This window comes from Corynebacterium sp. 51B (assembly GCF_008930785.1).
GTDB lineage: Bacteria > Actinomycetota > Actinomycetes > Mycobacteriales > Mycobacteriaceae > Corynebacterium > Corynebacterium megadyptis.
Genome location: NZ_PQMK01000002.1, coordinates 196457 through 221837, shown reverse-complemented (window position 1 = coordinate 221837; position 25381 = coordinate 196457). Strand labels below are relative to the sequence as shown.

Genomic DNA, 25381 nt, shown 5'->3' with positions numbered 1-25381 from the left:
GGAGATATCCATGCGGGCCATCATCCTTCTACTCTTTAGCCAAACAGCGCCTGAGCAGTGCGGTAGCGTCCCTCGGGCACGCTCTTCAGCTTGCCCACGGCAACATCGAGATCCACCAGCTCGATGTGCTCACCGCGCAACGCCACCGACTTGCCGAAGTCGCCATTGTGGCAGGCGCGGGCAGCGTGCACGCCATAGCGGGTGGCGAGCACACGGTCGAAAGCGGTCGGGGTGCCGCCGCGCTGGATATGCCCCAGCACGGTGGTGCGCACATCCTGGCCAAGGCGCTTTTTGATCTCCTCGCCGATGACCTGGCCAATACCATTGAAGGTCTTGTGGCCGAACTGGTCTTCCTCACCCTCATCGAAGTCCATGGTGCCTTCCTTGGGCAGCGCTCCCTCGGCGACGACGATAATGCCGTACTTCTCGCCCATCTGGAAGCGGCGTTCCATGCGCTTACAAATGTCATTGATGTCGAAGGGATGCTCCGGAACCACGATGTAGTGGGCGCCGCCAGCCATGCCGGCGTGCAAGGCAATCCAGCCCACGTGGCGGCCCATGACCTCCACGATCATCACGCGGTTATGGGATTCAGCGGTGGTGTGGAGACGGTCGATGGCGTCGGTGGCCACAGACACTGCGGTATCAAAACCGAAGGTGTAGTCCGTGCCATTGACGTCATTGTCAATGGTTTTCGGCACGCCCACCACGGGGATGCCATTATCGGAGAGCCACTTCGCGCCCTTGAGAGTGCCCTCGCCGCCGATCGGAATCAGGGCGTCAATGCCCGCATCCTCCAGGTTCGCCTTGACTTGATCGATCCCCTCGCGGAACTGGTTCGGGTGCAAACGGCCAGTACCCAAGATGGTGCCGCCGCGCAGCAGGATGCGGTCAATACTCTCGTCGTCATAGAGCTGGGTGCGGCGATCCTCAAGCAGGCCCACCCAGCCGTCTTGGTATCCCACCACAGTGGAACCATACTCGGCGGTCGCAGTACGAACGATACCGCGGATAACAGCATTCAGGCCGGGGCAGTCGCCACCAGAAGTCAGAGTCGCAATACGCATGCGTTTCAGTCTAGTCCTTATCTTTGTGTTATGCCCGATCGGACAGCGTATTTTCCGGTTTCGGAAACGTGTATTTGCTTACAGTCACTAATCCACAGATCATCGCCAGCATCGGCAAGGACATCGCAAGCGCCACGCTCGTCGATAGCACCGCCCCCACAGCGGCGGCGCCAATCACCGAACCAAGCTGACGCGTAGTGTTATACACCCCTGAGCCCGCACCGGAGAGCTCCGGGGTCAGCTCCCGCATGGTCGCCACCGAGTTAGGGGCCCACACGAACGCGCTCGCCACACCGAAAAGAGTGAGCGGGATCATCAGCAGCAGCGGGGCGGCGTCGATAAGCATCAGCCCCGTCATCGCCCCAAGCACAAGCACGCAGCCGCCGAAACCCACCAGCGACATCGTGCGCGGATGCACCCGGTCGGACATGCGCCCTGTCACCGGGGCGAGCACGAAAGCCACCAGCGCCATCGGGATCAGCAGGAAACTGGCCTGCTGAGCGCTCATCCCGTGGGTGGACTGCAGAAACAGCATCACCGGCAGCATCATCGAGTTCACACAAAAGCCCATCATGGCGATCGAGAACGCCCCGATCGAGAAGTTGCGGTAACCGAAAATCTGCAGCGGAACCAGGGGGTCGCGCTGGGCGCGGGCGGCGCGGCGTTGCAGCGCGATGAATGCTACTACGCAGCAGAGTGCCAGGGCGAACAACACCCACACCACTGGTGCGTAGTGGAGGGCAGGCCCCTGCTGCACCGCGAAGACCAACGCGAACATACCGACCATGCTGATCGCCACGCTCGCGAGATCAATCCGGCGCGCCACCCGCTCCAGTGCCGGCACCCAGGCCCACACCAACACAATCGAGACCACACCGATGGGGACATTGACGAAGAAAATCCACTGCCATCCAAAGCGGGACACCAGTAGCCCGCCGAGCAGCGGACCGGCGAGATTCGCCAAACCCGCCACCGCACCCCACACGCCCATGGCGGCGCCGCGGCGATGACGCGGAAAGATCCGGTTAATCACACTCATCGTTTGCGGAGTCAACAGCGCCGCACCAATGCCCTGCACCGCGCGGGCGATGATCAGCGCATGCACCGACTGCGACAACCCGCACGCCAGCGAGGACAGCGTAAACACCGCCATGCCCACCATGTAGACCTCGCGCTGGCCATACCGATCCCCCAAGCGCCCGGTCACCAAAAGCGGCACCGCAAAACACAGCAGATAGCTACTGGTCACCCACACCACCTCGGTGAGCGTCGCATCAAGCTGCTCATACAGCTGCGGGGTCGCCACCGCCACGATGGTCTGATCCAGCAGAATCATAAAGAAACCGATGCACAACGCCGCCAGCGCTTTCCACTGCGGCCGCAGACTCTCCTGCTCCATCGGCGCCGCGGGCCCCTTACCAGGCCGCGCAGCATCAGCGCTTGTCGACGCAATCTCGGGGCCAGCCGCCGTAGCAGACCGCGCCCGAGCCGCGTCGGAATCCCGTCCGGGAAAACGAGGAGTAGACATGGCACGCCAGTTTACTCCGCCGCCTCTGCTCGCCTGCGGGGCCATCGCGCCAGCCCACACTCGTTAGTCTCACAGTGCTACTACGCAGCAGAGTGGCTCACCCCCGATCACCGCCTCGGTTCACCCCACCGGCTGCGCTCGCGGGCTACGATAGCCGGTATGAACCTGAAAAAAGCTGAGAACGTCAATACTGCCGCCATGGTCACCGTGGGGCTGATCGGTGGCTGGCTCACCGCCCGAGAAACCTTGATCCGTCCCCTCGGCGGGGCTGTCCTTGCTGCCGCCGGCGGCTATGCGGCCCGCAGCTGGTACAAGAAGAGCGGCGGCGTGGTTGCTGCTGGGCTGACCGGACTCTATGTTGCTGGTTTCGGCCTCTCCCACCCGCTGGCGAAGAAGATCGGCGCCTGGCCCGCCGTGCTGACTGTCACCGCCGCCTCCGCTGGCGCCGCATGGGCGCTTAACGATAACGCCTAATACCGCTTTCCACCGCAGCACCCCACGCGCCACGGCTCGTGCCTTTCTACTCAGGCATGTCTCGCCGCGGCGCGTGATTGCTGTGGGCCCCTCGCCCCGCCACCACCGCCCCGCTACCGGCAGTCACCTCGGCGCGCGCTTGCGGTCACGCCGATCATCTGTACCCTCTCATCACTGGGCGAGCGGAATGCTTCCCACACGGCGATGCAGCGCGCCGCCGCCTGGTCCCGCCCCCAGCTCGGAGACCAGCACGTGCACCCGATCCACGAGGAAACTGGGCCCCGCATAGAGCGCGCAATCCTGGGCGAGTTCTGCGGTAAGCGATGAAACGCACGTCTTCTCCGGCCCGCCTCGATGTGCCTGCGCTCGTCCCCGCCGCGTGCGGGCCACCGTGAGATGCGGGTGCGGGGTGGCGTGGTCCGGTTCGATTCCAGGCAGCACACACCGCCGCATACACTCGGTCATCTCGCGCCTGCTCTCTCCCACCCCGATCCACAGATAGCGGCCGTGGAATTCCCCCGCACCGCGCAGCGACAACCGAAACGCCGGCATGTCACGAAGCGACTCCGCCAGGTGCTGCTGCACCGTGTCGATACTCCCGCTCGGCATCTCGCCATAGAACTGGCACGTGATATGCCAACTGTGCGGCTCGCTCCACCGCAGCTGCCCCGCCGCGTGCCCCGCCGCGGAGAGACTACGCAGCGCCGCGGCCAAGTGCTCGCGGGCCGGGTCACTGGGATATACTGCGGTGAATAGTCGCACACTCATACCCCTCAGCGTAGCGTTCTCACCAGCGCTTTTCGACGCCACCACCCGCCGCGTCCCGGAGTGAAAGCCCGAGCGAAGCTGCACTGGGGCAGCCTCGCGTAGGCACGCAGTGCTCTGCTGCGTAGTAGCAGAAGGCGCGGCGCACCTGGTTGTGCAGGTGTGCCGCGCCTGATCCGTGGCGCCAGCCGGAATATCAGCCGGTGCCGACAACGACGCTAGGAGCGCCCGGCCTCGAAGGCGGCGCCGACTGTGTAGAGGCGGTCGTCGCAGAAGGCGGGTGCCATCAGCTGGAGGCCGACGGGAAGTCCGCTGTCGGAAGCCATGCCGGCGGGAACCGACATGCCGGCCAGTCCTGCCAGGTTCAAGGGCAGGGTGAAGAGGTCGAAGTTGTACATGGCCAGCGGGTCGTCGATCTTGTCGCCCAGTTTGAAGGCGGTGGTCGGGGTGACGGGGCCGGCGATGACGTCGACGGTTTCGAAGGCGCGGGCGAAGTCGCGGGCGATCATGGTGCGCACGCGCTGGGCCTGCAGGTAGTAGGCGTCGTAGTAGCCCACCGAGAGGGTGTAGGTGCCGAGAATGATGCGGCGTTTGACCTCGTCGCCGAAACCGGCGGCGCGGGACATGGCCATGACGTCGTTGGCGGAGTGGGTGCCATCGTCGCCGGTGCGTAGTCCGTAGCGCATGCCGTCGAAGCGCGCCAAGTTGGAGGAGATCTCCGAGGTTTGGATCAGGTAGTAGGCGTTGAGCGCGTGGTCGAAGCTGGGGCAATCCACCTCGACGATCGTTGCGCCCTGCTGCTTGAGCTGCTCGAGGGAGGCGTCGATGGTTTCAAGCACACCGGCTTGGTAGCCATCACGGATGAACTGCTTGGGGCAGCCCACGGTGACGCCGCTGAGGTCGCCGTGGGCGCCCTTGGTGGCGGCGTCGACCACGGGGGCGACGGGCTTGTTCACGGAGGTGGCGTCGAAGGGGTCCTCGCCGGCGATGACTTCGTGCAGCAGCGCGGTGTCGAGCACGGTGCGGGCGGCGGGGCCGCCCTGGTCCAGGGAGGAGGCGCAGGCGATCAGGCCATAGCGCGAGACCGTGCCGTAGGTGGGCTTCACGCCCACGGTGTTGGTCAGCGCGGCGGGCTGCCGGATCGAGCCGCCGGTATCGGTACCGATCGCCAACGGGGCCTGCAGCGATGCCAGTGCCGCCGCCGAACCGCCGCCGGAGCCACCCGGGGTGCGCTCGGTGTCATAGGGGTTGCGGGTGAGTTTATAGGCCGAGTTCTCGGTGGAGGAGCCCATAGCGAACTCGTCCATGTTAGTTTTTCCGAGAATCGGAATACCCGCCTCGCGCAGCTTGCGGGTCACGGTGGCGTCGTAGGGGCTCATATAGCCCTCGAGCATTTTCGACCCCGCCGTGGTAGGGGCGTCGGTGGTGACGAAGACATCCTTCAGCGCCAAGGGAACACCGGCCAGGGCCGAGGCGGGCTGCTCGCCGCGGGCGAGAGACTCATCCACGGCATCGGCGGCCGCCAGGGCCTGCTCGTCGCCAACATGCAGGTAGGCGCCGATATCTCCATCGACCTCCGCAATGCGATCAAGGTAGGCCTGGGTGACCTCGCGGGACGATACCTCGCCGGAGTGGATCTTCGTGGCCAGGTCGGCGGCGCTGAGCGAGAGAAGTTCTACGCTCGATTCAACATAAGAGCTCATGTGGTTGCTATCCCTTCTCTATTCGCCCAAAATCCGCGGCACGGCAAAACGCTGCTCGGCCGAATCGGGGGCCTGATCAAGTGCCTGCTCCGGGGTCAGCGAGGGCTTCACCACGTCCTCGCGCATCCCAGTGGATACCGAGTGCGGGTGGCTCATCGGCTCGACGCCTTCGGTATCGACTTCCTGCACGGCCTCGACGTGATCAACAATATTGATGATCTGCGTGCCGAGGTGATCGAGCTCCTCGTCGCTTAGGGCTAGCCGGGCGAGGTCAGCCAAGTGGGCCACCTCGCTGCGAGAAATATCAGCCACGGTGAATTCGTCCTCCTCTTAGGGTTTCGCTGTAACTTCCCTAGCTTAACCTACGGCTACTACGCAGCAGAGTGCCCCGCCCCATGCGGTCCCACAACCCCCACCTCCTGCCACCTAGATCACAAAAGTCGCTACTATGAACGGTGTGTCCTACCTAATAAGAGTCCTCCTGCCCGACGAACCCGGCAGTCTCGGCATGCTTGCTGAGGCGATCGGTGTCATTGGCGGCAATATCCAATCGGTGGATGTTGTGCACCAATTCGACAGCGGCACCGTTATGGATGACATCGTGGTGGATTTGCCTTCTGGCACGCTCCCAGACAGCATCGTCTCCGCCGCGCAGGAAATCCCCGGTGTGATCATCGATTCGCTGCGCCCCTTCTCGGGCGTGGTCGATCGCCGCGGCCAGATCAAGATGCTGGCTGCTGTCGCCGAGAACTCCAGGCGTATCGAGGTAGCCATGAAAGAGCTTGTCGACGTCATCCCCCGCACCATGACCTCTGGGTGGGCCATAGTGCTCGGGCCCGCTGGGCGTGTAGCCGCCTCTACGGCCGCCCCGGAAGACGACGGTAATCTCCCGGAGATCAACGTCCATTCCGCCCGCCTCCTCGACCCCGAGGAAGAAACATGGGTTCCGGAACGCTGGGCGCTCTTGGATGCTTCGCTAGCGGTGGTGCCGCTAGGCGAGACTGACTTGCTGCTGGTGGTGGGCCGCCCCGGCGGCCCCGATTTCCTCTCCAGCGAGGTCGAGCACCTCGGCAACGTGGGCCACGTTATTGGCTCAATCCTAAAAGCTGCATAAAGCCCGCCTCGTCGAGGATCTCAAGGCCGAGGTCTCGGGCCTTGGTTTCCTTCGAGCCGGCATTCTCCCCGGCCACCACATAGGTGGTCTTTTTCGATACCGAGGACGCCGCTTTGCCGCCGCGCGCGACAATGGCGTCCTTTGCTTCTTCGCGGGTGAAGTTCTCTAAGGTGCCGGTGACCACGATGCTCATGCCCTCCAGTAGCTGCGGCAGCTCCGCCTGCTCGGAGATATCTTCCTCCATGGTCACCCCGCTCGCAGCCCAGGTGTCCACGATGGCCCGGTGCCAGTCCACCTGCCACCAGTCGGCGATCGATTCAGCAATCGTCTGGCCCACGCCTTCGACTTCAGCGATCTCGGCCAGGGGAGCGTCGAAAAGCGCTGGGATAGAACCGAAATGCTGGGCGAGCGCGCGGGCGGCGGTGGGGCCCACGTGGCGAATAGAAAGCGCCACGAGCACCCGCCAGAGCTCCACCCCGGTGGAGGCAGCAAGATTGTCCAGCAGCTTTTTGGCGCTCGCGTTGAGCGCGCCGGTGGAAGTTGTATAGACCGCAGAGGCGCGCAGATCCTCCTCGCTGAGATCGAAAAGCCCAGCCTCGTCGCGGAGAATCCCCCGGTCGATCAGATCCTGGGCGCCCTTCTCGCCGAGGGCCTCAATATCGAAGGCGCTCCGCGAGGCCAGATAGGACAGCCGGCCGGTGAGCTGACCGCGGCACGAGCGAGTATTGGGGCAGCGCCAATCAGCGTCATCGGCCTTGGCCGGGCGCAGTCGCGTGCCGCATTCAGGGCAGAGCGTGGGGAAGATATACTCCCGCTCACTGCCATCGCGCGTATCGGCCACCGGGCCCAATACCTCCGGGATGATCTCGCCGGCCTTGCGAATCACCACGGTATCGCCGATGAGAACGCCCTTGCGGGCCACCTCCTCGGGGTTGTGCAGGGTGGCCATGCTCACCGTCGAACCGGCCACGAACACCGGATCCATCACCGCATACGGCGTGACTCGCCCGGTGCGGCCCACGCTCGCCCGAATATCGATGAGCGTCGTGGTTACTTCCTCCGGCGGGTACTTATAGGCGATCGCCCAGCGCGGCGCCCGGGATGTCGCACCATAATCGCGCTGCTGCTGCAGATCATTGACCTTCACCACCAAACCATCGAGCTCAAACACGGCGTCGTGCCGGTGCTTTTCCCAGTAATTGACCTGGGCGATGATCTCCTTCGTGCTGCTCGCCGTGGTGGTATAGGGCGAGGTCGGCAGCCCCCACGCCGTCATCGCCTCATAGACCTCGAGCTGGGAGGCGGGGCTAAAGCCCTCGCGGGCGCCGATACCGTGGCAGACCATGCGTAGTTTCCTACGCCGCACCGCCGCGGTGTCTTTTTGCCGAAGGCTCCCGGCCGCGGCGTTGCGCGGATTAGCAAAGGGCTTGCCGCCTTCTGCGATCCGCGCGGCATTGACATCGGCAAAATCCTCAATGGCGATAAACACCTCGCCGCGGATCTCGACCAGCTCGGGCACCGGATACTCCGCGCTGTCCTGCAGCTGATGCGGAATGTCCTCGATCACCTTGGCATTGGCGGTGATATCTTCCCCCACCCGGCCGTCGCCGCGGGTAGCAGCCCGCTCCAGCTGGCCCTGGCGATACACCAAGTCGATCGACAGGCCATCGATTTTCAGCTCTGTCAGGTACTCCGGCGCCGGAGTGCGCTCCAGCCACGCCCGCAGCTCATCGAGCGCGAACACATTATCCAAGCTATACAGCCGCTCGAGATGCGTGACATTGGCAAAGCTCGACGACTCCGACACCGGCGCGCCCACCTGCAGGGTCGGCGAGTCCGGCACCCGCAGCTCGGGGTGCTCGGCCTCCAGGGTCTCTAGCGCACGAAAAAGCTGATCAAACTCTGCATCCGAGATCTCTGGCTGCTGGTTGTAGTACTTCTCGCGGTGATGGCGCACAGTCGTCGCCAGCTCGTCCCACTTTTTGCGCAGATCGTCTGTAGTCACAATCCGACAGTCTAGCGCGTGCCCACCCGCAGGATTGTGGTGCTACTACGCATCAGAGTTGCGCGAGATGGCGTCGTCACGCGCCCTGCCCCAACCGCACGTGGCGACCGAGTGTCCGGGGCGCAGTTTAAGCTAAGTAACCATGAACCACTTCGATCCGCAGAACATGCTCACCTTCGATCTTGAGACCACCACCGCCGACCCCATGGAGGCTCACATTGTCACCTCCGCGATCGTCTCCATCAAGGGGCGCTCGGTGGAGCCGCTGGAGCTACTCGCCGATCCGGGGGTGCCGATTTCGGAGGCCGCGACGAAGGTGCACGGAATCAGCACCGACTATGCCCGCGAGCATGGCCGCCCGCACGATGAGGTGCTGCGTGAGACCATCGACCGGATCTATCAAGGCTGGTCCGATGGCCAAAGCCTGGTGGTCTTCAATGGCACTTTTGACCTGACGATTCTGCGCCAACGCTCCCAAGACTTCGTGATTAAAGGCCTGGTCTATGACCCATATGTGATCGACAAAGCCAAGGATCCCTATCGCAAGGGCCGGCGCACCCTGGGCAGCCTGTGCGAGTTTTATGGGGTGCGCCTCGATAACGCCCACGAAGCGACCGCCGATGCCCTCGCCGCGGCGCGCATCGCGTGGAAGCAGCTGCGCATGTGGCCGGAGCTGGCGCAGATGGACGCCGATGCGCTCATGGAACAGCAGGCCGTGTGGTACTACGAGCAACAATCGAGCCTGAAGAAATACTTCGAAAGCCGCGGCAAGGACTCCTCCACGGTCTCAACCGTGTGGCCCATGCGCGGCTAGCTACATGATCCGTGGGCGCGGCGGCGGGCTTAGAGAATAATCGCCGCCGCGATCACGGCTAGGAAAATCACAGAGACGATGATGCCGATGATGGTGCTGGAGCGATCGTCTCCAGTAAAGTCCGGCAAGCCGTATTTGTTTTTAGGGAGCGAATCCGGATCCAGCTCCTCGCCTTCTTCTCGGCGCACGACGTTTCTCCTTGGATCGGCAAGTGATCGATGCGCTGCTAATCCTAGCTCACCGAACCGCATCCGAGTTCTCCCCCGCCTGCGCAACGCTTATCGACGCCATCTCGCAGCCACACATCCCCTAGCCCAGCTGTGCGCTGTTGCCGCCTAGAGATCCCCGGCGTCCCGGCTGAGCATCTCGCTCACCACGCGGGCCGTCTTCAGTGCGCGCGCCGCACTGAGCAGATCGCCGCGGCTGAGATCCTCCGCCGGGGCAATATCCACCGAATCGACGAGGACGCCTCGTGGCAGTGCCAGTTCATCGATGAGTCCGGCGGCCTCCTGGGCGCGGGCGCAGGGGCACTCCCCGAGTTCATCGACATAATCTGTACTACGCACCAGCCTCAGCCCGAGGCTAGTGCCCTGCTCGATCGCCTCGGCGAGCGCATCTTTGGTGGAGCTATCCCAGCCAGTGGCGGTGCTGAGGATCGCGTCGAAATGCATGCCCACCCTGATCTGATCCGGGGTGAGGCTGGGAAGGTGCAGGATACGACGGTCGGCGCTGGAGCCGAGTGCAGCCAGCGCGGGAGTGAGCTCATCGCGGTGGATCGCCGGGATGGGATCCAAGGTGGTGGCTGGGGTGAGGGTGCCGCACAGAATGGGCGCGAGAAGCGGCTCATCGATTTGCAGCCACACTGATGCGTAGTAGCGTCGCCGAATCTCGGCGATGTGGCGGGTGATGCCTTCATACAGACTCGCGCTGAGATCGCGCATGGCCCCAAGGTCGCGGAGGAGCAGCTGGCCAGTGCTGAGCTCGATGGAGGCCGCCAGGCTCCACGGGCCCACGATCTGTTCTTTGATGACGCCGCCGACGCCGGTGCCCCAGCAGGATTCGAGCTCGTCCAAGTCCCGTTCGGTGCGGTCGAGTATGCGGCGGCTGGCGATCTGGGGGCGCGCATCCATGCGCCAGGAGCGCGGGCCGCGGGAGACCTGCAGCCCCTCGAGCAGGCTCGCAGTGCGGCCGATAGCGTCGGAGCCTAGACCGCGCTGCGGTAGCTGGGGGATGGCCCGGTGATCGCCGGTTTCGCCTGCGATCACGGAGGCGGCGTCGATAAGCGAAAGCCCAGGCATGGGGCCGACAGAGTAGGCAACCATTATCGACCCGTCCCGCAAATAGTGCCGGAGCCGAGCACGATATCGCCGCCGGGATCGGGGCGGTAGAGCACGGCGGCTTGGCCGCGGGCGACGCCACGCAAAGGCTCCTGCAAATCCAGCACGAGCCGATCGGCGTCGCGATCCACCTGCACCCGCGCCGCCACGACGCCGCCATGCGCCCGCACCTGGACCTCGCAGTCGAACACGCCCTCCATGTCCGGGTGGAGCACCTTCACCCGATCGGCCTCGATGCGAGTGACGGTCAGCGCCTCGCGCGGACCAACCACCACGGTGCCCGTGGAGGCGTCGATATCGGTGACATAGCGCGGTCGCCCATCCGCGGCCGGGGCCTTAATATCTAGGCCCTTGCGCTGGCCGATGGTGTACTCGTGCACCCCAGAGTGCTGGCGCAACACCGCGCCTTCCTGATCGACGATCGCGCCCGGGCGCACCCCGATGTGCTTGCCCAAAAACGCCTGGGTGTTGCCGTCGGGAATAAAGCAAATGTCGTAGGAGTCCGGCTTCGAGGCGACCGCGAATCCCATTTCCTTCGCCTCCTCGCGGATCTGCGGCTTGGGAGTATCGCCGACCGGGAACATGCAGCGCTTGATCTCCTCGATGCCCAGCACACCCAGCACATAAGACTGGTCTTTGTCTGGGTCCACAGAACGCCGCAGATAGCCGTCTCCGCCATCGCTCGGCTGGGTCAGCTGTGCGTAGTGCCCCGTGACAACCGCATCGAAGCCCAGCGCCACACCCCGCTCGAGCAAGGCGCGAAACTTGATCTTCTCGTTGCAGCGCAGACACGGGTTCGGAGTCTCGCCGGCCGCATAGGAATCGACGAAATCATCGATCACATCCTCTTTGAAGCGATCGGAGAAATCCCACACATAAAAAGGAATGCCCAACTTATCGCACACCCGGCGCGCATCCGCCGAATCCTCCAAAGAGCAGCACCCGCGCGAGGACTCGCGAACCGACTGCGGATCGCGGGACAACGCCAAATGCACACCAATAACCTCATGGCCCGCCCGGACCGCCCGGGCGGCAGCCACTGCAGAATCCACCCCACCACTCATCGCTGCGAGAACCCGCACTGCTCGATCTCCTCCTTGTGCGCTCCCCCACGCCCGTGGACGCGAAGGCTGTAGTTAGGGCCGGCGGCGCCACTGGGTCGCTGGCGCTGGTGTACTCCTGTGCGGCGCCGGTGCGTGGCGCCAGTGTTAAACGAGGCCTCATCCTAACAGGCGCGGTTTGCTACTACGCATCAGAGTGGCTGTACGTATTCCCCTCTGGCAGCGGCGACTGCCGTACAAGCCGCCGAACACACTGCCGGATACTCCTCGCGCCTCTATCTGGATGGGTGCAGCCACTGCTGTGTCAGCGTGTCGATCACCTGGCGCGCGGGCCCGCGTGCCGCACCGATCTGACGGACCCCGTGCACCGCGTTGAGGGCGATCGCACCGTCATAGTCCGAGAGCCGGCAGACGTGCTCGGGCTGCCATCCCAGCTGGGGTGTCTGCTCCCGCAAGAGCGCGACGGTGGTGCTGGGGAGAATATCCGGGCTGGCGGGGATGCGGACCTGGCCGCCGCGAATCACTGCTAGGGACCAAAAAGATCCCTCGGTGAGTTCGCCTGTCTCCGGGCAGCGGAAAAGGATGTCGTCGTATCCGCGTGATTGGGCAGCGGCGATGAGTTCCCGGACGGGCTGAATATCGGTGTGTTTCTCTGATGCGTAGTAGCGCCGATACGGCACTTCTTCTACCTGAGTAATCGGCGCCCCACAGCCGGCCGGCAGCCCCCGGGTGCTCACCTCGACGGAGTCCCTATAGGCGGTGATCCGCACCACGCAGGGATCGCTGGGCAGGGCGGCGAGATGGGGCTGGAGGGTGGCGTCGAGAAGCGAGAGGGGCATGTCGAGGCAGCTGCCGAAGGCGCGGGCATCGTGGCGGAGGCGGCGCAGGTGATGCTGCCAGCCGCGGATGGGGCGGGTGTTGAGGAAGGTGGTGAAATGCCCCTGCGGTCGCTGGTTCATGCTCCTCCTTGCCGGCGGTGGTCCTGTGAGGCTTCATCGTAATTGGCGGCGGATGCGCGGGGCAGATCGGTCGGGGTGGGTGGCTGCTTCTAGGATTAAGGCCCATGAAGGTTCTGCTGATCGATAATGTCGATTCGTTCACCTATAACCTCGTTGACTACTTTCACCGTCTCGGCGCGAGCGTGACCGTACTACGCAATAGCGCTCCGCTGCCCCCGCTCGATGCTGTGGACGCGATCGTGCTATCGCCGGGCCCAGGCAGTCCGCACGATCAGGCGGCACTGGGGTGTTCCAGCGCAGCGCTGGAGGCGGCCACGGCTCGCGGCATTCCGGTGCTGGGGATCTGTCTGGGCGCGCAGGCGATGGCGGTGGTCAATGGCGGCGAGGTGCGCCACGCCCCAGAGCCGATGCACGGGCGGGTCGACTCGATCAGCCACACCGAGCATCCGCTGTTTCGCGGCGTGGAGCAGGACTGCGCAGCGACGCGCTATCATTCGCTGGCTATTACCCGCCTGCCCGAGTGCATGGAGGTGCTGGCCCGTTCCAGTGATGGGGTGATTCAGGCGATCGCGCATCGCAGTCTGCCGCAGTGGGGTGTGCAGTTTCACCCCGAGTCGATTCGGACGGATGCGGGGCTGCAGATTCTCGATAACTTCCTGCACTTGGCCGCCGAACATGCCGGCTGCCAGGTGCAGATTCATTCTTTCGCGCATCTCGTCGAGGAGACGGAGCTCTACTGCGTAGTCCGCCAGTGGGCGCGCTACTACGCATCAGCCTCCATGTGGCTCAGCGCCGCCACCGACCGCTTCAGCTATCTTGGCATCGGCTCCCGGGTAGAGTCCTTCGGTTTCGACGATGCGCCCAGCATGCCGACCGTGCACATCGACCGCAACGCCCCGGAGCTGGGCGCATTCACGCTCGGCTGGGTGGGCTACTTCGACTACGAGACGCCCACGCACGACCCCGACGCCGCCACCACCGCCCGTTCGTCCGATCCGGCCAGCCAGTGGATGTGGGTGGACTGCTGCGTCGTCGTCGATCGCGAGCTGGACCAGATGCATCTGCTCGGCCGCGGCGGCCTCGAGCAGTCGCTTATCGACGCCATCTCCGCGCTTGCTCCCCTCCCCGCCGAGCAGCACCCTACGGCCCAGCCCAGCCAAGCGCCCGCGCGCCCGCCGGTGACGTTGCTCTCGCCGCCACGTATCCGCGACGATCGCGCCAGCTACATGGACAAAATCATTCAGGCGCAACGCCATATCCTCGACGGCGACACCTATGAGGTGTGTCTGACTACGCAGCTGGAAGTGGAGGCCGAGCTGGATGTGTGCGCGGCCTTCGACTATCTACGACGCCGCCACCCCGCCCCCTATTCGGCCTTGCTCGAATTTCCCGACGTGCAGATCCTGTCCTGCTCGCCAGAAAAGATGCTCAGCATCGACGCCTCCGGCCGGGCCGTATCGAAACCGATCAAGGGAACCCGGCGCCGCGACAGCGACCCGGCCGTCGATCGCGCTTTAGCAGCCGAGCTACACACCGAAAAAGAGCAGGCCGAAAATTTGATGATCGTCGATTTGGTGCGCAACGATCTCACCCGCCACTGCCAGCCAGGCTCGATCACGGTAGAGAAACTCTTCGACGTTGAAAGCTACCCGAGCGTGCACCAACTGGTCTCTACTGTCTCTGGGCTACTACGCAGTAGAGACGATGCCCTCCCTCTCGTGCGCGATTGCTTCCCTGGCGGCTCCATGACCGGCGCGCCCAAGATATCGACGATGAAAATCCTTCACCAGCTCGAAGGCGCCCCGCGCGGGATCTATTCCGGGGCCCTCGGCTATCTCAGTAGCAGCGGCGCCATCGACCTCGGCATGGTGATCCGCTCCTTCATCATCAAGGGCACCACGGTGAGCTTCGGAGTAGGCGGAGCGATCACCGCCCTATCCACCCCGGCTGCGGAATGGGAGGAGATCATGGTGAAGTCGCACCTATTCCGCGAACTCATGGGAATCGACGCTCTCGAACAACCGCCCGAGGACCACGCAGCCACCTGCTCGACTACCCCACCCACCACCTAAGGACCGATATGGCACGCCGCAAGCGCTCCCGCACCGAGAAGCATCCGCGCACCAGCACACAGGCACTTGCTGGAAACTATGAGCTCAGCCACGATGAGGCGACGTTGAAATTCGATAACGGCTGGTGGCTCTATATTGATGGCCACCCCTCTTCGCACCTCAAAATCGGAGAACCGCGCTATCTCGCTTTCGATTACATGCAATGGATCGCGGCCTGCGTCGATAAGCATGTGCGGGCACACCTTGATCCGCAGCGGCTACGCATCACGCACTTGGGCGGGGGCGGCTGCTCCTTGCCGCGCTACTTCGCGGACGTGTATCCGCGCTCGCGCAACTCGGTGGTGGAATACGACGCGGTGCTCGCCGAGAAGGTGCGGGAATGGTTCGACATTCCGCGCGCCCCACAGGTCAAGATTCGCGTCGGCGAGGCCGCCGCCACCACCGCATCCTTCCGGCCGGAATCGCGCGATGTCATCATCCGGGACTGCTTCGCCGGCGGCACTGTCCCCGCAGCCCTCACCGAGCGGGAGTTCGCGCACAATGTGCACCGCAGCCTGAGCACAGACGGGATCTACATCGCCAACACCTCCGGCGCGGCGCGGGCCGAACGCTTAGTGCTCGACGAATTTTTCGCACACACCGGGATCATCGCCCCCGCCGCTGTGTTGAAATCGGGGTCTGCCCGCGCCGCCAACGCGGTGCTGGTGGCCTCCGATCGGGCGCTGCCCGATCCCGATGCACTACGCAGCAGCATCGTTCCCGCCCGATGCGACTTCCACTAGCCGCACCCAAAAGCGCCGTTGCCGCGGCAGTTATACCTGCACCAGCGCCTGCGCCTCCTCATCGGTGAGCATGGCCTCCTCGAAGGCCTGCAGCGCCGCACGCTGATCGAAATTCACGCCAATGAGCACGACTTCATTGGAGGGAGCCACCCCCGCGCTCGCCCAGGGCGCGGCTGGCTGGATGGTGAGGTTGGGCCCGGCTTGGCTCCACACGTGGGCCATCTCGAGGCGATCGGCGAGCCAGCAATGCCCCTTGGAACGCACCAATCCAGTTGTGCTGCGTAGTGCCTGTACCAAGCGCTCGCGGTCGAAGGGGCGATCCCCGCGAAAGACCACGGAGGAAATCCCGTACTCCTCGGTTTCGGGCGTGTGCGGATTCGCCAGCTCCTCGGTATAGCCCTGGTAGGTTGCCGCGGTCTGGACGTCGTAGAGGGCGGAGTCGAGGATGGCGTCGGCGGCGATCTCGCCGTGGGTCACGGGCACGATACGCGCCCGCGGGTTCATCGCGCGCACCGCCTCGATGGTGGCCCCCGTTGCGGCTTCGCCGGCGATATCGGTTTTGGTGATGAGGATGAGATCGGCGAATTCTGTTTGCTCCACCAGCAGATCGGCGATGGTGCGCTCGTCGTTTTCGTCGAAGCTGGCGCCGCGCTGCAGCTGGGTGATGAAGCTGGAGGCATCCACGAGCGTGACCATCGAGTTGATGGGGGCGACATCGCACAGGCGGGTGCCGTCGTCGAAGGTCCACTCGAACGTGGCCGCCACGGGCATCGGTTCGGAGATACCAGTGGATTCGATGACGATGTGGTCGAAGCGCTGCGAACGAGCTAGCTCGCCGACGCTGTCCACGAGATCCTCACGCAGTGTGCAGCAGATGCAGCCATTGGATAGTTCCACGAAGCGCTCCTCCCCGCGCTCGAGGTGACTGCCCTTGGCGATGAGGTCGGCGTCGATGTTGATTTCGGAGAAGTCGTTGACGATCACCGCGATTTTTCGCTCGCGGGCATCGTGCAGCAGGTGATTGAGCAGCGTGGTTTTGCCCGCCCCCAAAAATCCCGACAGTACGGTGACAGGGGTCGTGGCAGCAGGTGTGATAGGTGAACTCATGGCCCATCACAGTACACTATTGGAAACCGATTCCATTAAATGGGCGCGCGGCCCCCATCGCCGCTCCGCTTCAGCACATCCCAGCGACGCGGGCCATCTCAACAATCCGCGGAAATTCCTCCACGACGCGCACAATATCCTCCTCGCATGTGCTGCGCCCCAGCGTCATACGCACCGCCGAGCGCGCATCCGCCTCGGATACCCCCATCGCCAGCAACACCTCGCTCGCGCGATTCACCCCGGCCGCGCACGCCGAGCCCGTGGCGCACTCGATCCCGGCACTATCGGCGAGCATGATCAAGCTATCGCCCTCCGCCCCGGGCACGCTGAAGTGCAGATGCCCCGGCAAAAGCTGCTGCCCCTCACCATGCATACGCACATTCTCAATGGAGCCCCGAAGTCCACTGCGTAGTCGCTCTCGTAAATCTTCCAGGCGCTGCTTTTCGACGCTCATCTCCGCGCACGCTTCCCGCATCGCCGCAGCCGTGGCCACTGCCCCCGCCACGTCCACTGTGCCTGGGCGGATACCACGCTGCTGCCCGCCGCCACACAGAATCGGCTGCGGCACCGGCGAGCGCCGGGCGAGCAGCAGCCCCACCCCGCGGGGCCCGCCGAATTTATGCGCGCTCGCGGCCAGGGTGTGTGCCCCGAGTTCACGGAAACTCACGGGGATGTGCCCCACCGCCTGGACGGCGTCGATATGCACGGGCGTATCCACCGCCGCGGCTGCATCCACCAGAGTTTCTACCGGCTGCACGACCCCGGTTTCGTTATTGGCCAGCATCATCGTGGCCACCGAGTGCGGGGTGGACAGCACCGAGCGGATGGAGTCTTCGTCCACCGCGCCGCCGGGGCTGACGGTGAAATATTCGCACTCGCGGCGGGCCACGACCTCCCGCACAGCCGGGTGCTCGATCGGGCTACTCGCCACGGGCAGCTCGGGCTGGGCCTGCGCAAATCCGGCGACGGCCAGATTGTCGGCCTCAGTTCCCGAACTGCAGAAAATCACTTCGATGGGTTCACAATCGAGGCACTCGGCAATAGTTTCGCGCGCCTCAGAAAGCAGCGCATTCGCCGCCCGCCCCGAGCCATACTGCCCGCCGGGGTTGAGCGCCCCTGAGGCCTCGATCCATGCTTGGCGAACGGTCTCGCGCAGCGGTGCTGTTGCTGCGTAGTCCAGATAGATGCGCTTCATTGCTTCCTTAGCTTCTCCTACATCCGGTTGTGCTACTACGCAGCAGAGCCCCATCCCGTACTCCCCCACCCGCGCCTGTCGCAACCCCCTACGTACACGACGCGGGCACAGGGAGTTATCTAGCCGCGACGGTTGGTGATCTCCTCGATCAGCTGCGGCACCACCTCGTCGACATCGCCGACAACGCCGAAGTCCGCGATCTTGAAGATCGGGGCGTCTTCATCGCTATTGATCACCACGATGCGCTTGGAGGTCTGCATACCGGATTTGTGCTGGATGGCACCGGAGAGACCGAGGCCGATGTACAGATCCGGCGAGACGGTCACACCGGTTTGGCCGATCTGATAGTTGCCGTCGTAGAAGCCCTCGTCCACAGCGTCGCGGGTCGCGCCCACCGCACCGTCGAAGAGATCCGCCAGCGGCTCGGCTAGGGTCTTGAAGCCATCGGCAGAGGACAGGCCACGCCCACCGGCCACCACCACAGGCGCCTGGGTGAGCTGCGGACGATCCCCACGCTCGGTGGGGATGAAGGAGCGGACCTGGGCATCCAGCGGCGAGGAGTCGGGCAGATCGATAGTGGCCAGCGCCCCGGCGGCCGGTGCCGCATCGGGCGTGATGGCGCCGCCGCGCACCGCATAGATCGGGCTCTCGCCGCCCACAGCGGCTGTCACCGAGTACTGGTCGCCGAAGATGGACTGCGATGCGGTGCCATCAGGGTTGATCGCCACCACATCGTTGAGCACGCCCGAGGCGACACGCGCCGCAAGCCGCCCGGCGATCTCAGATCCAGCCACCCCGGCTGCCACCACGATCGGGCCGGGCTGGCCCGCGGCGAGCATCGACAGGGCATCCACCTCGGGGATGATGAGCCGCTCGGTGACGGACTCCGACTCGGCGGCGATCACCATTTCTGCGCCCCACTGCCCCAGCTGGGCGGCAAAACCCTCGGCGGTACCGGGGGTGCCCACCACCACCGCCGAGACTTCGCCGAGCTGGCGGCCAGCGCTAATCAGCTCGGCCGTGACTGCGTCGAGCTCACCATTGGAATGCTTGACAAGTACGTACGTCATTGTTGTTCACTACGCCTTTCTGACTGCGCTTTAGAGCAGGCCCTCGGAGGACAGGTAATCGGCGATGGCCTTCGCGCCGTCACCGTTGTCGCGGACGATCTGGCCGGAGCCGCGCTCCGGCCGCGGCGTGGCGGACTGCACGACGGTGGCGGAGTGGGCCACGCCCACCTGGGAGGGATCCACCCCGATAGCGGCCAGATCGATCCGCGTGATCTCGGCCTTCTTGGCAGCCATAATGCCCTTGAAGTTAGGAAAGCGCGGCTTCGCGGCGCGCTCACTGATGGAGACAACAGCTGGGTAGGACGCACTCATCTCATAGCTGCCCTGGTGGTCGGTGCGCGTGGCCTGCACGGTCTCTGCCTCCGGATCGGCGTCCACATCAGCCACCATGGTCAGCGCCGGGAGCTGGCGATACTCCGCCAAAATGCCCGGGATCATGCCCATCTGCCCATCGGAGGAGGCATTACCAGCAATAATGAGCGCCACATCATCGATGGTGTTGATCGCGTTGTGCAGCGCCCAGGCTGTTCCCATCGTGTCGGAGCCCGCCAGAGAATCGTCGACAAGCAATACCGCGTCATCGGCACCCATGGCGAGAGCCTTGCGCAGGCACTCCTCGGTGCCCTCGGGGCCCATGCTCAGCGCCACCACGCGGAAGCCGGCATCGGGGTGCGCCTCTTTGATGCGTAGTGCCTGTTCCACCGAGTACTCGTTGATCTCATCGATCACCTCGTCCGCCGCCTCGCGATCGAGGGTGAAATCCTCCTCGAGCGACTTCGTGGACCACGTATCGGGTACGTGCTTGACCAGTGCAACCAATGCTGGCATGAGCTCGTTCAATCTCCTTCGGGCAGTATTTCAACACATTTTTGTTGTCTATTTGCTTAGCGGACACCATCGTAATGCTTCCGCGGATGGCAGACAAAGGCCATCGCGCCCCGATCGAGGCGGGCGATCACGCAGGCATAGGCCTGCGATCCACGCAGTTTCAGTTTTTTGCGTAAGACATCGGGATCCACATCCACCCCGCGCACCAAAATTTCCAGGCTTCCCGCCGCGCGCCGCTTCATCACCTGCCGCAGCTGCTTCAACGGCACGGCCTCAAGCACCTCGAAGCCGCTCGCACCCGGCGGGATCTGCTCGCCAGTGAGATAGGCAATGTGCTCATTCAGCATCCACAGCCCATGACGCTGGGCATAGGCGCGCACCAGCCCCGCCCGCACCACGGCCCCATCGGGGTCGATGATATAGCGGCCGACCTCGCCCACGGGCGCCTCCGGCGGCTCCTCGGCGCTGGTGTAGCGATCCACCGTGCCCGCCTCATCGATCACCCAGGCCTCGCGGCCGCTCGCACCGAGCTGCTCGGAATAGAGGCAGGTTTCTTTGACCGCCCCCGCCACGCTCGCCACCGTCACCAGCCCCGGCCATTCTGCGTAGTCGATGCCCGGGGCGCACTTCACCACCACAGGGGTATCCGGATAGGCCGCCAGAAGATCCGGCAGCGGCGGCACCAGATCCTGCACCTTGGTGATGCGCCGCCCGCCAGCCCGGCGCGCCGGATCCGCCAGTACCACATCGGCGTCGGGCGCGACTGGGGCGAGAGCATCGGCGCGCACACACCAGCCCTGCGCCAGATTGTGCGCCGCCATGGCCACCCGCGCCGGATCGAGATCCGAACCGAGATAGCGCAGCCCGGCGCGGGTGAGCTCTAAGCCCTCGCTGCCGATCGAGCAGGTGACATCATTGACCAGCGCCTGCTCTCCACACAGCGCCCGTAGCCGCTCGGCGCGGGCAGCCGCCACCTGCCACGGGGTGGCCTGTTGGGCAGATTCCTGGCACATCAGCAGCTCCTCGCCACCAGTGCGGAACTTCTGCACTGCGGAGCGGCGAGCACTCACCAGCTCAACAACAGCGCGACCATAGTCGCCGAACTCCGCGCGGACGGCGGCGTGATCGGCGATCATGCTCGCCTTCGTGCAGGCATGCTCCCGCGCCCAGTGCGCGATGGCGGGACCGTGGGATGCGAGAAAATACACCTCGCTCGGGCTCAAGGACATAGCCCTACAGTGTAGTTGCCGCCCCCACTGCTACTACGCATCAGAGATCACACGTCCGAAATAGCTATTGCATTCCGGCTTATCGACGATCGGCTCCATGTCCACCTCTGGCAGCGTCGCTAAGAGCGCGGCGACAGAATCCACGGCACTGAGCACCCGCAGCTTCGACCAGGTCGGCAGCACGAGCTGCACCGTCCCCTCAGCCCAGCGCGCAAGCAGCTCTTGGGGCCGATACCAGCCGGCCGTCGTGGTTTCCCCAGAGAGCGCATCAGGTCGCTGTTCGCGCGGCGCGACCACCACGAAAGAAAAAGCGTCGAAGCTGCGCGCCGCGCCTGGAGGGCCGATCCAGCGGGCGAAGGGGTGCAGCAGCGAGGACGCTATCTGCAGCTGCTGGGTGTGCAGGAAATCGCCGAATCCGAGCTGCTTGGACTCGAGCGCGAGGCGTTGTTGATGAAACGTGTCCGCCCGCCGCAGCAGCTCCTGCGTGCCCTCGAAGGCAATGAGCGTGCCGGTTTCTTCGAAGAGTTCGCGGATCGCGGCGGTCACAATCGCCGCGGCGTGGCTCGGCGCAACTCCGAGTCTGTGTGCCCACTGCTCAGGCGACGGCCCGTGCCACAGCGCAGCGTGCATGGCGGAAGAAAGATAGTCGCCTCGGTCCACCCCACCACCGGGAAATACCGTGGCCGAGGGGAAGGTGGGCATGGAGTTCACTCGGTGCTGTGCATAGACCTCAAGACCGGCCTGCCCGTCGCGTACTAACACCACCGTGGCCGCCAGCCGCGGCGCGGGCGGGGTGTGGCCCGGCGGCAGCCGCAGGGCGGCCTGGGAGAGATCGCGGGCGGTGGGACGCTCCATCACTCTGCTGCGTAGTAGCCCTAGGAACGCGGGGCGCGGTGCGCCCCACCGGTGCGGGAGCGACGGGCGAAATAGCGGCCGTCGATGCGATCGAGGGTGATCTTCTGGTGGAAGGTGGTGGTGAGGTTCTCACTGGTGAGGACATCATCAATGAGGCCCTGGGCGACGATGCCGCCCTCGTCGAGAAGCAGTGCGTGGGTGAAACCACGGGGGATTTCCTCCACGTGGTGGGTGATCATCACCGTGGCCGGCGCATCGGGGTCCATGGCGAGATCGCCGAGATAGCCCACGAGGTCTTCGCGGCCGCCGAGGTCGAGGCCCGCGCCCGGTTCGTCGAGAAGCAACAGCTCGGGATTGGTCATCAAGGCGCGGGCGATGAGCACCCGCTTCTTCTCGCCCTCGCTGAGCGTTCCCCAGGTGCGATCCCGCAGATGCAGCGCGCCCACCTGCTCGAGGGTGTCGATGGCGTGCTCGAAGTCCATTTCCTCATAGGCCTCGCGCCAGCGGCCGAGAATGGCATAGCCGGCGGAGATCACCAGATCCGCTACCTTTTCATCCTCGGGGATGCGGGTGCCGATCGCCGAGGAGGTCATGCCGATCATGGTGCGCAGATCGCGCATATCGGTCTTGCCCACTTGCTCGCCCATGAGAAAGGCCACACCACTGGTGGGGAAGGCTTCTGCGGCGGCTAGGCGAAACAGGGTGGTCTTGCCCGCACCGTTCGGGCCGATCACCACCCAGCGCTCGTCCAGCTCCACCTGCCACGTGATATTGCCCAGGAGGGCGCGACCATCGCGCACGAAGGAAATATCTCGAAAATCGATCAGCAGGTCCGGATCCGTGGGGGCTACAGGCGAGGAACTCATAGCCTCCATCATGGCGGAAAAATGCAGTGCTGTGGGCGAGCCACACCCTGGCCTCCCCCCTGCGGCGCCCAAGCGGCGCCCCGGCGGCTGCGGTGGCGGCTGCGGTGGCGCGCGGCGGGATCGATTGAGCGCGGGGCGAGCACTGGTCACTATCACCTATAACTGTGGTCAAAATACCAAAAGCAGCACCCTGTAATTCCCCTTCTAAGCCAGTAGACTTGGGGTTCAACGTCGCATCGTCTATACAAAATCGTCTATATAAAACTGCCCCGCGCTCGAGCCCTTTTCGGGCGGCGCGGAGCGAGAGAAAGTGGTGTCTATTGTGACTGGCAGACTCGGTATTGATGACGTCCGCCCGTACATCTCAGGGAATCGTTGCCCCTCCAAGGCCGTCGTTGGTGAGGTCGTTCCCGTCTTCGCCCTCGTCTGGCGCGAGGGGCATGATGCTATTTCCGCCACCCTCAACGTTAAAGGACCCAAAGAGTCCTCCGTGGCTCCGAAGATGAAGCGCATCCCGATGAGCGCCGATGCCTTCGACCAGGACGAGCACCACGCGATCTTCGTGCCCGATGTACCGGGCCAGTGGAGCTTCCGCGTGGACGCCTGGTCCGATCCCATGGCCACCTGGCGCCACGCGGTCACCGCGAAAATCCACGCCGGCCAGTCCGCGGCCGAGCTGGCCAACGACCTGGAGACCGGCGCCCAGCTATTCGAGCGCGCCGCCAAGAAAGCGCCGAAGACCTATCAGCAGCAGCTTCTCGACGTCGCCGCCACGCTGCGTTCCGACGCCGAGGTCCGCGCCCGCGTCGCGCCCGCGCTCTCGAAGGACATCCTCGGCATCTTGGACCTGCACCCGCTGCGCGAGCTACTCACCCGCGGCCGCACCCACAAGGTCGAGGTCATGCGCCGCAAGGCCCTGGTCAGCTCGTGGTATGAGCTCTTCCCCCGTTCCACCGGCGGCTGGGATGACTCCGGCGCCCCCGTACACGGCACCTTCGCCAGCACCGCGGAGCAACTGCCGCGGATTAAGGCCATGGGCTTTGATACCGTCTACTTCCCGCCGATCCACCCCATCGGTGAGATCAACCGCAAGGGGCGCAACAACACCCTGGTGACCGAGCCGAACGATGTGGGCTCGCCCTGGGCCATCGGCTCCAGCGACGGCGGCCATGACGCCGTCCACCCCCAGCTCGGCACCCTCGAGGACTTCGACGCCCTTATCGCCCGCGCCAAGGAACTGGACCTCGAGATCGCCCTCGACTTGGCGCTGCAATGCGCCCCCGATCACCCCTGGGCTAAGGATCATCCCGAGTGGTTTACCGTCCTGCCGGACGGCACCATCGCCTATGCGGAAAACCCGCCCAAAAAGTACCAGGACATCTACCCGCTCAACTTCGACAACGATCAACAGGGCATCTACGACGAAGTTCTGCGCGTGGTGAAGTTCTGGATTAAACGAGGCGTGACCACCTTCCGCGTAGACAACCCGCACACCAAGCCCACCAACTTCTGGGAGTGGCTCATCGCCACCGTGCATGAAACCAACCCCGAGGTGATCTTCCTCGCCGAGGCCTTCACCCGCCGCCCGCGCCTCTACGGCCTGGCCAAGGCAGGGTTCTCGCAGAGCTACACCTACTTCACCTGGCAGATCTCCAAGCAGGAACTCACCGAGTTCGGCCAAGAGATTGCCCGCATGGCCGATATCTCGCGGCCCAATCTCTTTGTCAATACTCCTGACATTCTCCACGCCTCCTTGCAGGAAGGCGGCCGCGGCGCCTTCGCTATCCGCGCCACCCTGGCCACCACCCTCTCCCCGCTGTGGGGCATGTACTCCGGCTTCGAGCTCTACGAAGGCGAGGCCGTGGCCCCTGGCAGCGAGGAGTATATGGACTCCGAGAAATACGAGCTGCGCCCCCGCGACTTCGAGGCCGCACTGCGCAACGGCGACTCCCTCGAGCCCTATATCACCACCCTCAACCGGATTCGCCACGAACAGCCCGCCCTGCAGCAGCTGCGCTCCATCCACTTCCACGACATCGACTCCGACCAGATGATCGCCTACTCCAAGGTGGACGCCCTCACCGGCAACACCGTGCTGGTAATCGTCAATCTCGACCCGTGGAACGAGCACGCAGCGACCGTACGCCTCAACGTGGAGGCCATCGGCCAGGACTGGGATGCCGAGTTCGAAGTCACCGACCAGATCACCGGCAACCGCTACACCTGGAGCGCCGCCAACTACGTCAACCTCAAGCCCTGGGAGAACGTCGCGCACATCTTCGTGCTGCCCGACGTGCCCCCTGCCCGGCGCGAAGCACTGGCGTGGCGCACCATCGAGGACTACCGCCTCTAGTCCCACCGTCGGCACTGAGGGCTGGCAGCTGCGGCGCCCGGCGCGGCACCAACTGCGGTGGGTAGCACTACGCATCAGAGTGCGGGTGGCAGCGAGACGGCGTCGATAAGCGGCTCGCGCCGCTGAGAACCGGCGCTTCTAAACGCCCCTCCCCTTCGTAGCATCCGCTCCACCCCTGCCCACAGCGCCGTGCGCCA

The 25381-nt window shown here is 64.6% G+C and carries 23 protein-coding genes; 6 read left to right on the top strand and 17 right to left on the bottom strand.

The window, feature by feature from the left end; genetic code table 11:
- Window positions 1-35 precede the first annotated feature (35 nt).
- The gene (locus GBB14_RS03960; RefSeq protein ID WP_151529989.1) at window positions 36-1067 is read right to left on the bottom strand and encodes a 6-phosphofructokinase; all 1032 of its coding nucleotides are present in this window, start codon (window positions 1065-1067) and stop codon (window positions 36-38) included.
- 28 nt (window positions 1068-1095) lie between these two features.
- A complete protein-coding gene (locus tag GBB14_RS03955) occupies window positions 1096-2595 on the bottom strand; it encodes a DHA2 family efflux MFS transporter permease subunit (protein WP_225976609.1) in 1500 nt (499 codons plus the stop codon).
- Window positions 2596-2754: 159 nt separating this feature from the next.
- On the opposite strand from GBB14_RS03955, the gene GBB14_RS03950 reads away from it, so the two are divergent.
- Window positions 2755-3069 (top strand): hypothetical protein, encoded by a 315-nt coding sequence (locus GBB14_RS03950; RefSeq protein WP_151529988.1) that lies wholly within the window; start codon window positions 2755-2757, stop codon window positions 3067-3069.
- Between the two features lie 171 nt (window positions 3070-3240).
- Here GBB14_RS03950 and thpR read toward each other — a convergent pair whose 3' ends face one another.
- The 3 genes from thpR to gatC all read right to left on the bottom strand — a co-directional run bounded on the left by thpR (window position 3241) and on the right by gatC (window position 5849).
- Window positions 3241-3837, bottom strand: a complete 597-nt coding sequence (gene thpR / locus GBB14_RS03945) for an RNA 2',3'-cyclic phosphodiesterase (RefSeq protein ID WP_151529987.1) — start codon at window positions 3835-3837, stop codon at window positions 3241-3243.
- A 215-nt stretch (window positions 3838-4052) separates the two neighbouring features.
- Window positions 4053-5537 (bottom strand): Asp-tRNA(Asn)/Glu-tRNA(Gln) amidotransferase subunit GatA, encoded by a 1485-nt coding sequence (gene gatA / locus GBB14_RS03940; RefSeq protein ID WP_151529986.1) that lies wholly within the window; start codon window positions 5535-5537, stop codon window positions 4053-4055.
- An 18-nt stretch (window positions 5538-5555) separates the two neighbouring features.
- Entirely contained in the window at window positions 5556-5849 is a 294-nt protein-coding gene (gene gatC, locus GBB14_RS03935; RefSeq protein WP_151529985.1) for an Asp-tRNA(Asn)/Glu-tRNA(Gln) amidotransferase subunit GatC, read from the bottom strand.
- Between the two features lie 145 nt (window positions 5850-5994).
- Here gatC and GBB14_RS03930 point away from each other — a divergent pair, with 145 nt between their 5' ends.
- Window positions 5995-6651 carry an amino acid-binding ACT domain protein gene (locus tag GBB14_RS03930; protein ID WP_192796027.1) on the top strand — a complete coding sequence of 219 codons (657 nt, stop codon included), beginning with the start codon at window positions 5995-5997 and terminating at the stop codon, window positions 6649-6651.
- On the opposite strand, the gene ligA is transcribed toward GBB14_RS03930, so the two are convergent.
- On the bottom strand, window positions 6623-8656 hold the full coding sequence (gene ligA, locus GBB14_RS03925; protein ID WP_151529983.1) for an NAD-dependent DNA ligase LigA: 2034 nt from the start codon (window positions 8654-8656) through the stop codon (window positions 6623-6625). The genes GBB14_RS03930 and ligA overlap by 29 nt on opposite strands.
- A gap of 142 nt (window positions 8657-8798) precedes the next feature.
- Here ligA and GBB14_RS03920 point away from each other — a divergent pair, with 142 nt between their 5' ends.
- On the top strand, window positions 8799-9470 hold the full coding sequence (locus GBB14_RS03920) for a 3'-5' exonuclease (RefSeq protein ID WP_151529982.1): 672 nt from the start codon (window positions 8799-8801) through the stop codon (window positions 9468-9470).
- A 29-nt stretch (window positions 9471-9499) separates the two neighbouring features.
- On the opposite strand, the gene GBB14_RS10585 is transcribed toward GBB14_RS03920, so the two are convergent.
- The 4 genes from GBB14_RS10585 to GBB14_RS03905 form a co-directional block, all read right to left on the bottom strand.
- Window positions 9500-9658 (bottom strand): hypothetical protein, encoded by a 159-nt coding sequence (locus GBB14_RS10585; RefSeq protein WP_192796162.1) that lies wholly within the window; start codon window positions 9656-9658, stop codon window positions 9500-9502.
- A 147-nt stretch (window positions 9659-9805) separates the two neighbouring features.
- Window positions 9806-10792 (bottom strand): hypothetical protein, encoded by a 987-nt coding sequence (locus GBB14_RS03915; RefSeq protein WP_151529981.1) that lies wholly within the window; start codon window positions 10790-10792, stop codon window positions 9806-9808.
- Complete coding sequence (mnmA, locus tag GBB14_RS03910) at window positions 10792-11889, bottom strand: tRNA 2-thiouridine(34) synthase MnmA (protein ID WP_151529980.1); 1098 nt, start codon at window positions 11887-11889, stop codon at window positions 10792-10794. The genes GBB14_RS03915 and mnmA overlap by 1 nt, the downstream gene beginning before the upstream one ends.
- Window positions 11890-12143: 254 nt before the next feature.
- Window positions 12144-12827: an aminotransferase class IV gene (locus GBB14_RS03905; protein WP_151529979.1), complete on the bottom strand. Its 684-nt coding sequence runs from the start codon at window positions 12825-12827 to the stop codon at window positions 12144-12146.
- Window positions 12828-12931: 104 nt separating this feature from the next.
- On the opposite strand from GBB14_RS03905, the gene GBB14_RS03900 reads away from it, so the two are divergent.
- Both GBB14_RS03900 and GBB14_RS03895 read left to right on the top strand, forming a co-directional pair.
- The gene (locus tag GBB14_RS03900; protein ID WP_151529978.1) at window positions 12932-14899 is read left to right on the top strand and encodes a chorismate-binding protein; all 1968 of its coding nucleotides are present in this window, start codon (window positions 12932-12934) and stop codon (window positions 14897-14899) included.
- Window positions 14900-14907: 8 nt separating this feature from the next.
- The gene (locus GBB14_RS03895) at window positions 14908-15681 is read left to right on the top strand and encodes a spermidine synthase (protein ID WP_151529977.1); all 774 of its coding nucleotides are present in this window, start codon (window positions 14908-14910) and stop codon (window positions 15679-15681) included.
- Between the two features lie 30 nt (window positions 15682-15711).
- On the opposite strand, the gene GBB14_RS03890 is transcribed toward GBB14_RS03895, so the two are convergent.
- The 7 genes from GBB14_RS03890 to GBB14_RS03860 form a co-directional block, all read right to left on the bottom strand.
- Window positions 15712-16788, bottom strand: a complete 1077-nt coding sequence (locus GBB14_RS03890) for a GTP-binding protein (RefSeq protein ID WP_151529976.1) — start codon at window positions 16786-16788, stop codon at window positions 15712-15714.
- Window positions 16789-16858: 70 nt separating this feature from the next.
- Complete coding sequence (locus GBB14_RS03885; protein ID WP_151529975.1) at window positions 16859-17983, bottom strand: cysteine desulfurase family protein; 1125 nt, start codon at window positions 17981-17983, stop codon at window positions 16859-16861.
- A gap of 119 nt (window positions 17984-18102) precedes the next feature.
- Entirely contained in the window at window positions 18103-19053 is a 951-nt protein-coding gene (locus GBB14_RS03880; RefSeq protein ID WP_151529974.1) for an electron transfer flavoprotein subunit alpha/FixB family protein, read from the bottom strand.
- Window positions 19054-19083: 30 nt separating this feature from the next.
- Complete coding sequence (locus GBB14_RS03875) at window positions 19084-19881, bottom strand: electron transfer flavoprotein subunit beta/FixA family protein (protein WP_151529973.1); 798 nt, start codon at window positions 19879-19881, stop codon at window positions 19084-19086.
- A 56-nt stretch (window positions 19882-19937) separates the two neighbouring features.
- Window positions 19938-21110, bottom strand: coding sequence for an SAM-dependent methyltransferase (locus GBB14_RS03870; protein ID WP_151529972.1), 1173 nt, complete (start codon window positions 21108-21110; stop codon window positions 19938-19940).
- A gap of 33 nt (window positions 21111-21143) precedes the next feature.
- The gene (locus tag GBB14_RS03865; RefSeq protein ID WP_151529971.1) at window positions 21144-21965 is read right to left on the bottom strand and encodes an NUDIX hydrolase; all 822 of its coding nucleotides are present in this window, start codon (window positions 21963-21965) and stop codon (window positions 21144-21146) included.
- 20 nt (window positions 21966-21985) lie between these two features.
- A complete protein-coding gene (locus GBB14_RS03860) occupies window positions 21986-22843 on the bottom strand; it encodes an ABC transporter ATP-binding protein (protein ID WP_151529970.1) in 858 nt (285 codons plus the stop codon).
- A 310-nt stretch (window positions 22844-23153) separates the two neighbouring features.
- Between GBB14_RS03860 and GBB14_RS03855 the strand changes: the two genes are divergently transcribed.
- Entirely contained in the window at window positions 23154-25184 is a 2031-nt protein-coding gene (locus GBB14_RS03855) for an alpha-1,4-glucan--maltose-1-phosphate maltosyltransferase (protein ID WP_151529969.1), read from the top strand.
- Window positions 25185-25381 lie beyond the last annotated feature (197 nt).

Bases quoted from the DNA above. Each gene is read 5' to 3' on its own strand.
- GBB14_RS03960 (WP_151529989.1), bottom strand. From the start codon at position 1,067: ATGCGTATTGCGACTCTGACTTCTGGTGGCGACTGCCCCGGCCTGAAT.
- GBB14_RS03955 (WP_225976609.1), bottom strand. From the start codon at position 2,595: ATGTCTACTCCTCGTTTTCCCGGACGGGATTCCGACGCGGCTCGGGCG.
- GBB14_RS03950 (WP_151529988.1), top strand. From the start codon at position 2,755: ATGAACCTGAAAAAAGCTGAGAACGTCAATACTGCCGCCATGGTCACC.
- thpR (WP_151529987.1), bottom strand. From the start codon at position 3,837: ATGAGTGTGCGACTATTCACCGCAGTATATCCCAGTGACCCGGCCCGC.
- gatA (WP_151529986.1), bottom strand. From the start codon at position 5,537: ATGAGCTCTTATGTTGAATCGAGCGTAGAACTTCTCTCGCTCAGCGCC.
- GBB14_RS03920 (WP_151529982.1), top strand. From the start codon at position 8,799: ATGAACCACTTCGATCCGCAGAACATGCTCACCTTCGATCTTGAGACC.
- GBB14_RS03915 (WP_151529981.1), bottom strand. From the start codon at position 10,792: ATGGTTGCCTACTCTGTCGGCCCCATGCCTGGGCTTTCGCTTATCGAC.
- GBB14_RS03905 (WP_151529979.1), bottom strand. From the start codon at position 12,827: ATGAACCAGCGACCGCAGGGGCATTTCACCACCTTCCTCAACACCCGC.
- GBB14_RS03900 (WP_151529978.1), top strand. From the start codon at position 12,932: ATGAAGGTTCTGCTGATCGATAATGTCGATTCGTTCACCTATAACCTC.
- GBB14_RS03895 (WP_151529977.1), top strand. From the start codon at position 14,908: ATGGCACGCCGCAAGCGCTCCCGCACCGAGAAGCATCCGCGCACCAGC.
- GBB14_RS03890 (WP_151529976.1), bottom strand. From the start codon at position 16,788: ATGAGTTCACCTATCACACCTGCTGCCACGACCCCTGTCACCGTACTG.
- GBB14_RS03885 (WP_151529975.1), bottom strand. From the start codon at position 17,983: ATGAAGCGCATCTATCTGGACTACGCAGCAACAGCACCGCTGCGCGAG.
- GBB14_RS03880 (WP_151529974.1), bottom strand. From the start codon at position 19,053: ATGACGTACGTACTTGTCAAGCATTCCAATGGTGAGCTCGACGCAGTC.
- GBB14_RS03875 (WP_151529973.1), bottom strand. From the start codon at position 19,881: ATGCCAGCATTGGTTGCACTGGTCAAGCACGTACCCGATACGTGGTCC.
- GBB14_RS03870 (WP_151529972.1), bottom strand. From the start codon at position 21,110: ATGTCCTTGAGCCCGAGCGAGGTGTATTTTCTCGCATCCCACGGTCCC.
- GBB14_RS03865 (WP_151529971.1), bottom strand. From the start codon at position 21,965: ATGGAGCGTCCCACCGCCCGCGATCTCTCCCAGGCCGCCCTGCGGCTG.
- GBB14_RS03860 (WP_151529970.1), bottom strand. From the start codon at position 22,843: ATGATGGAGGCTATGAGTTCCTCGCCTGTAGCCCCCACGGATCCGGAC.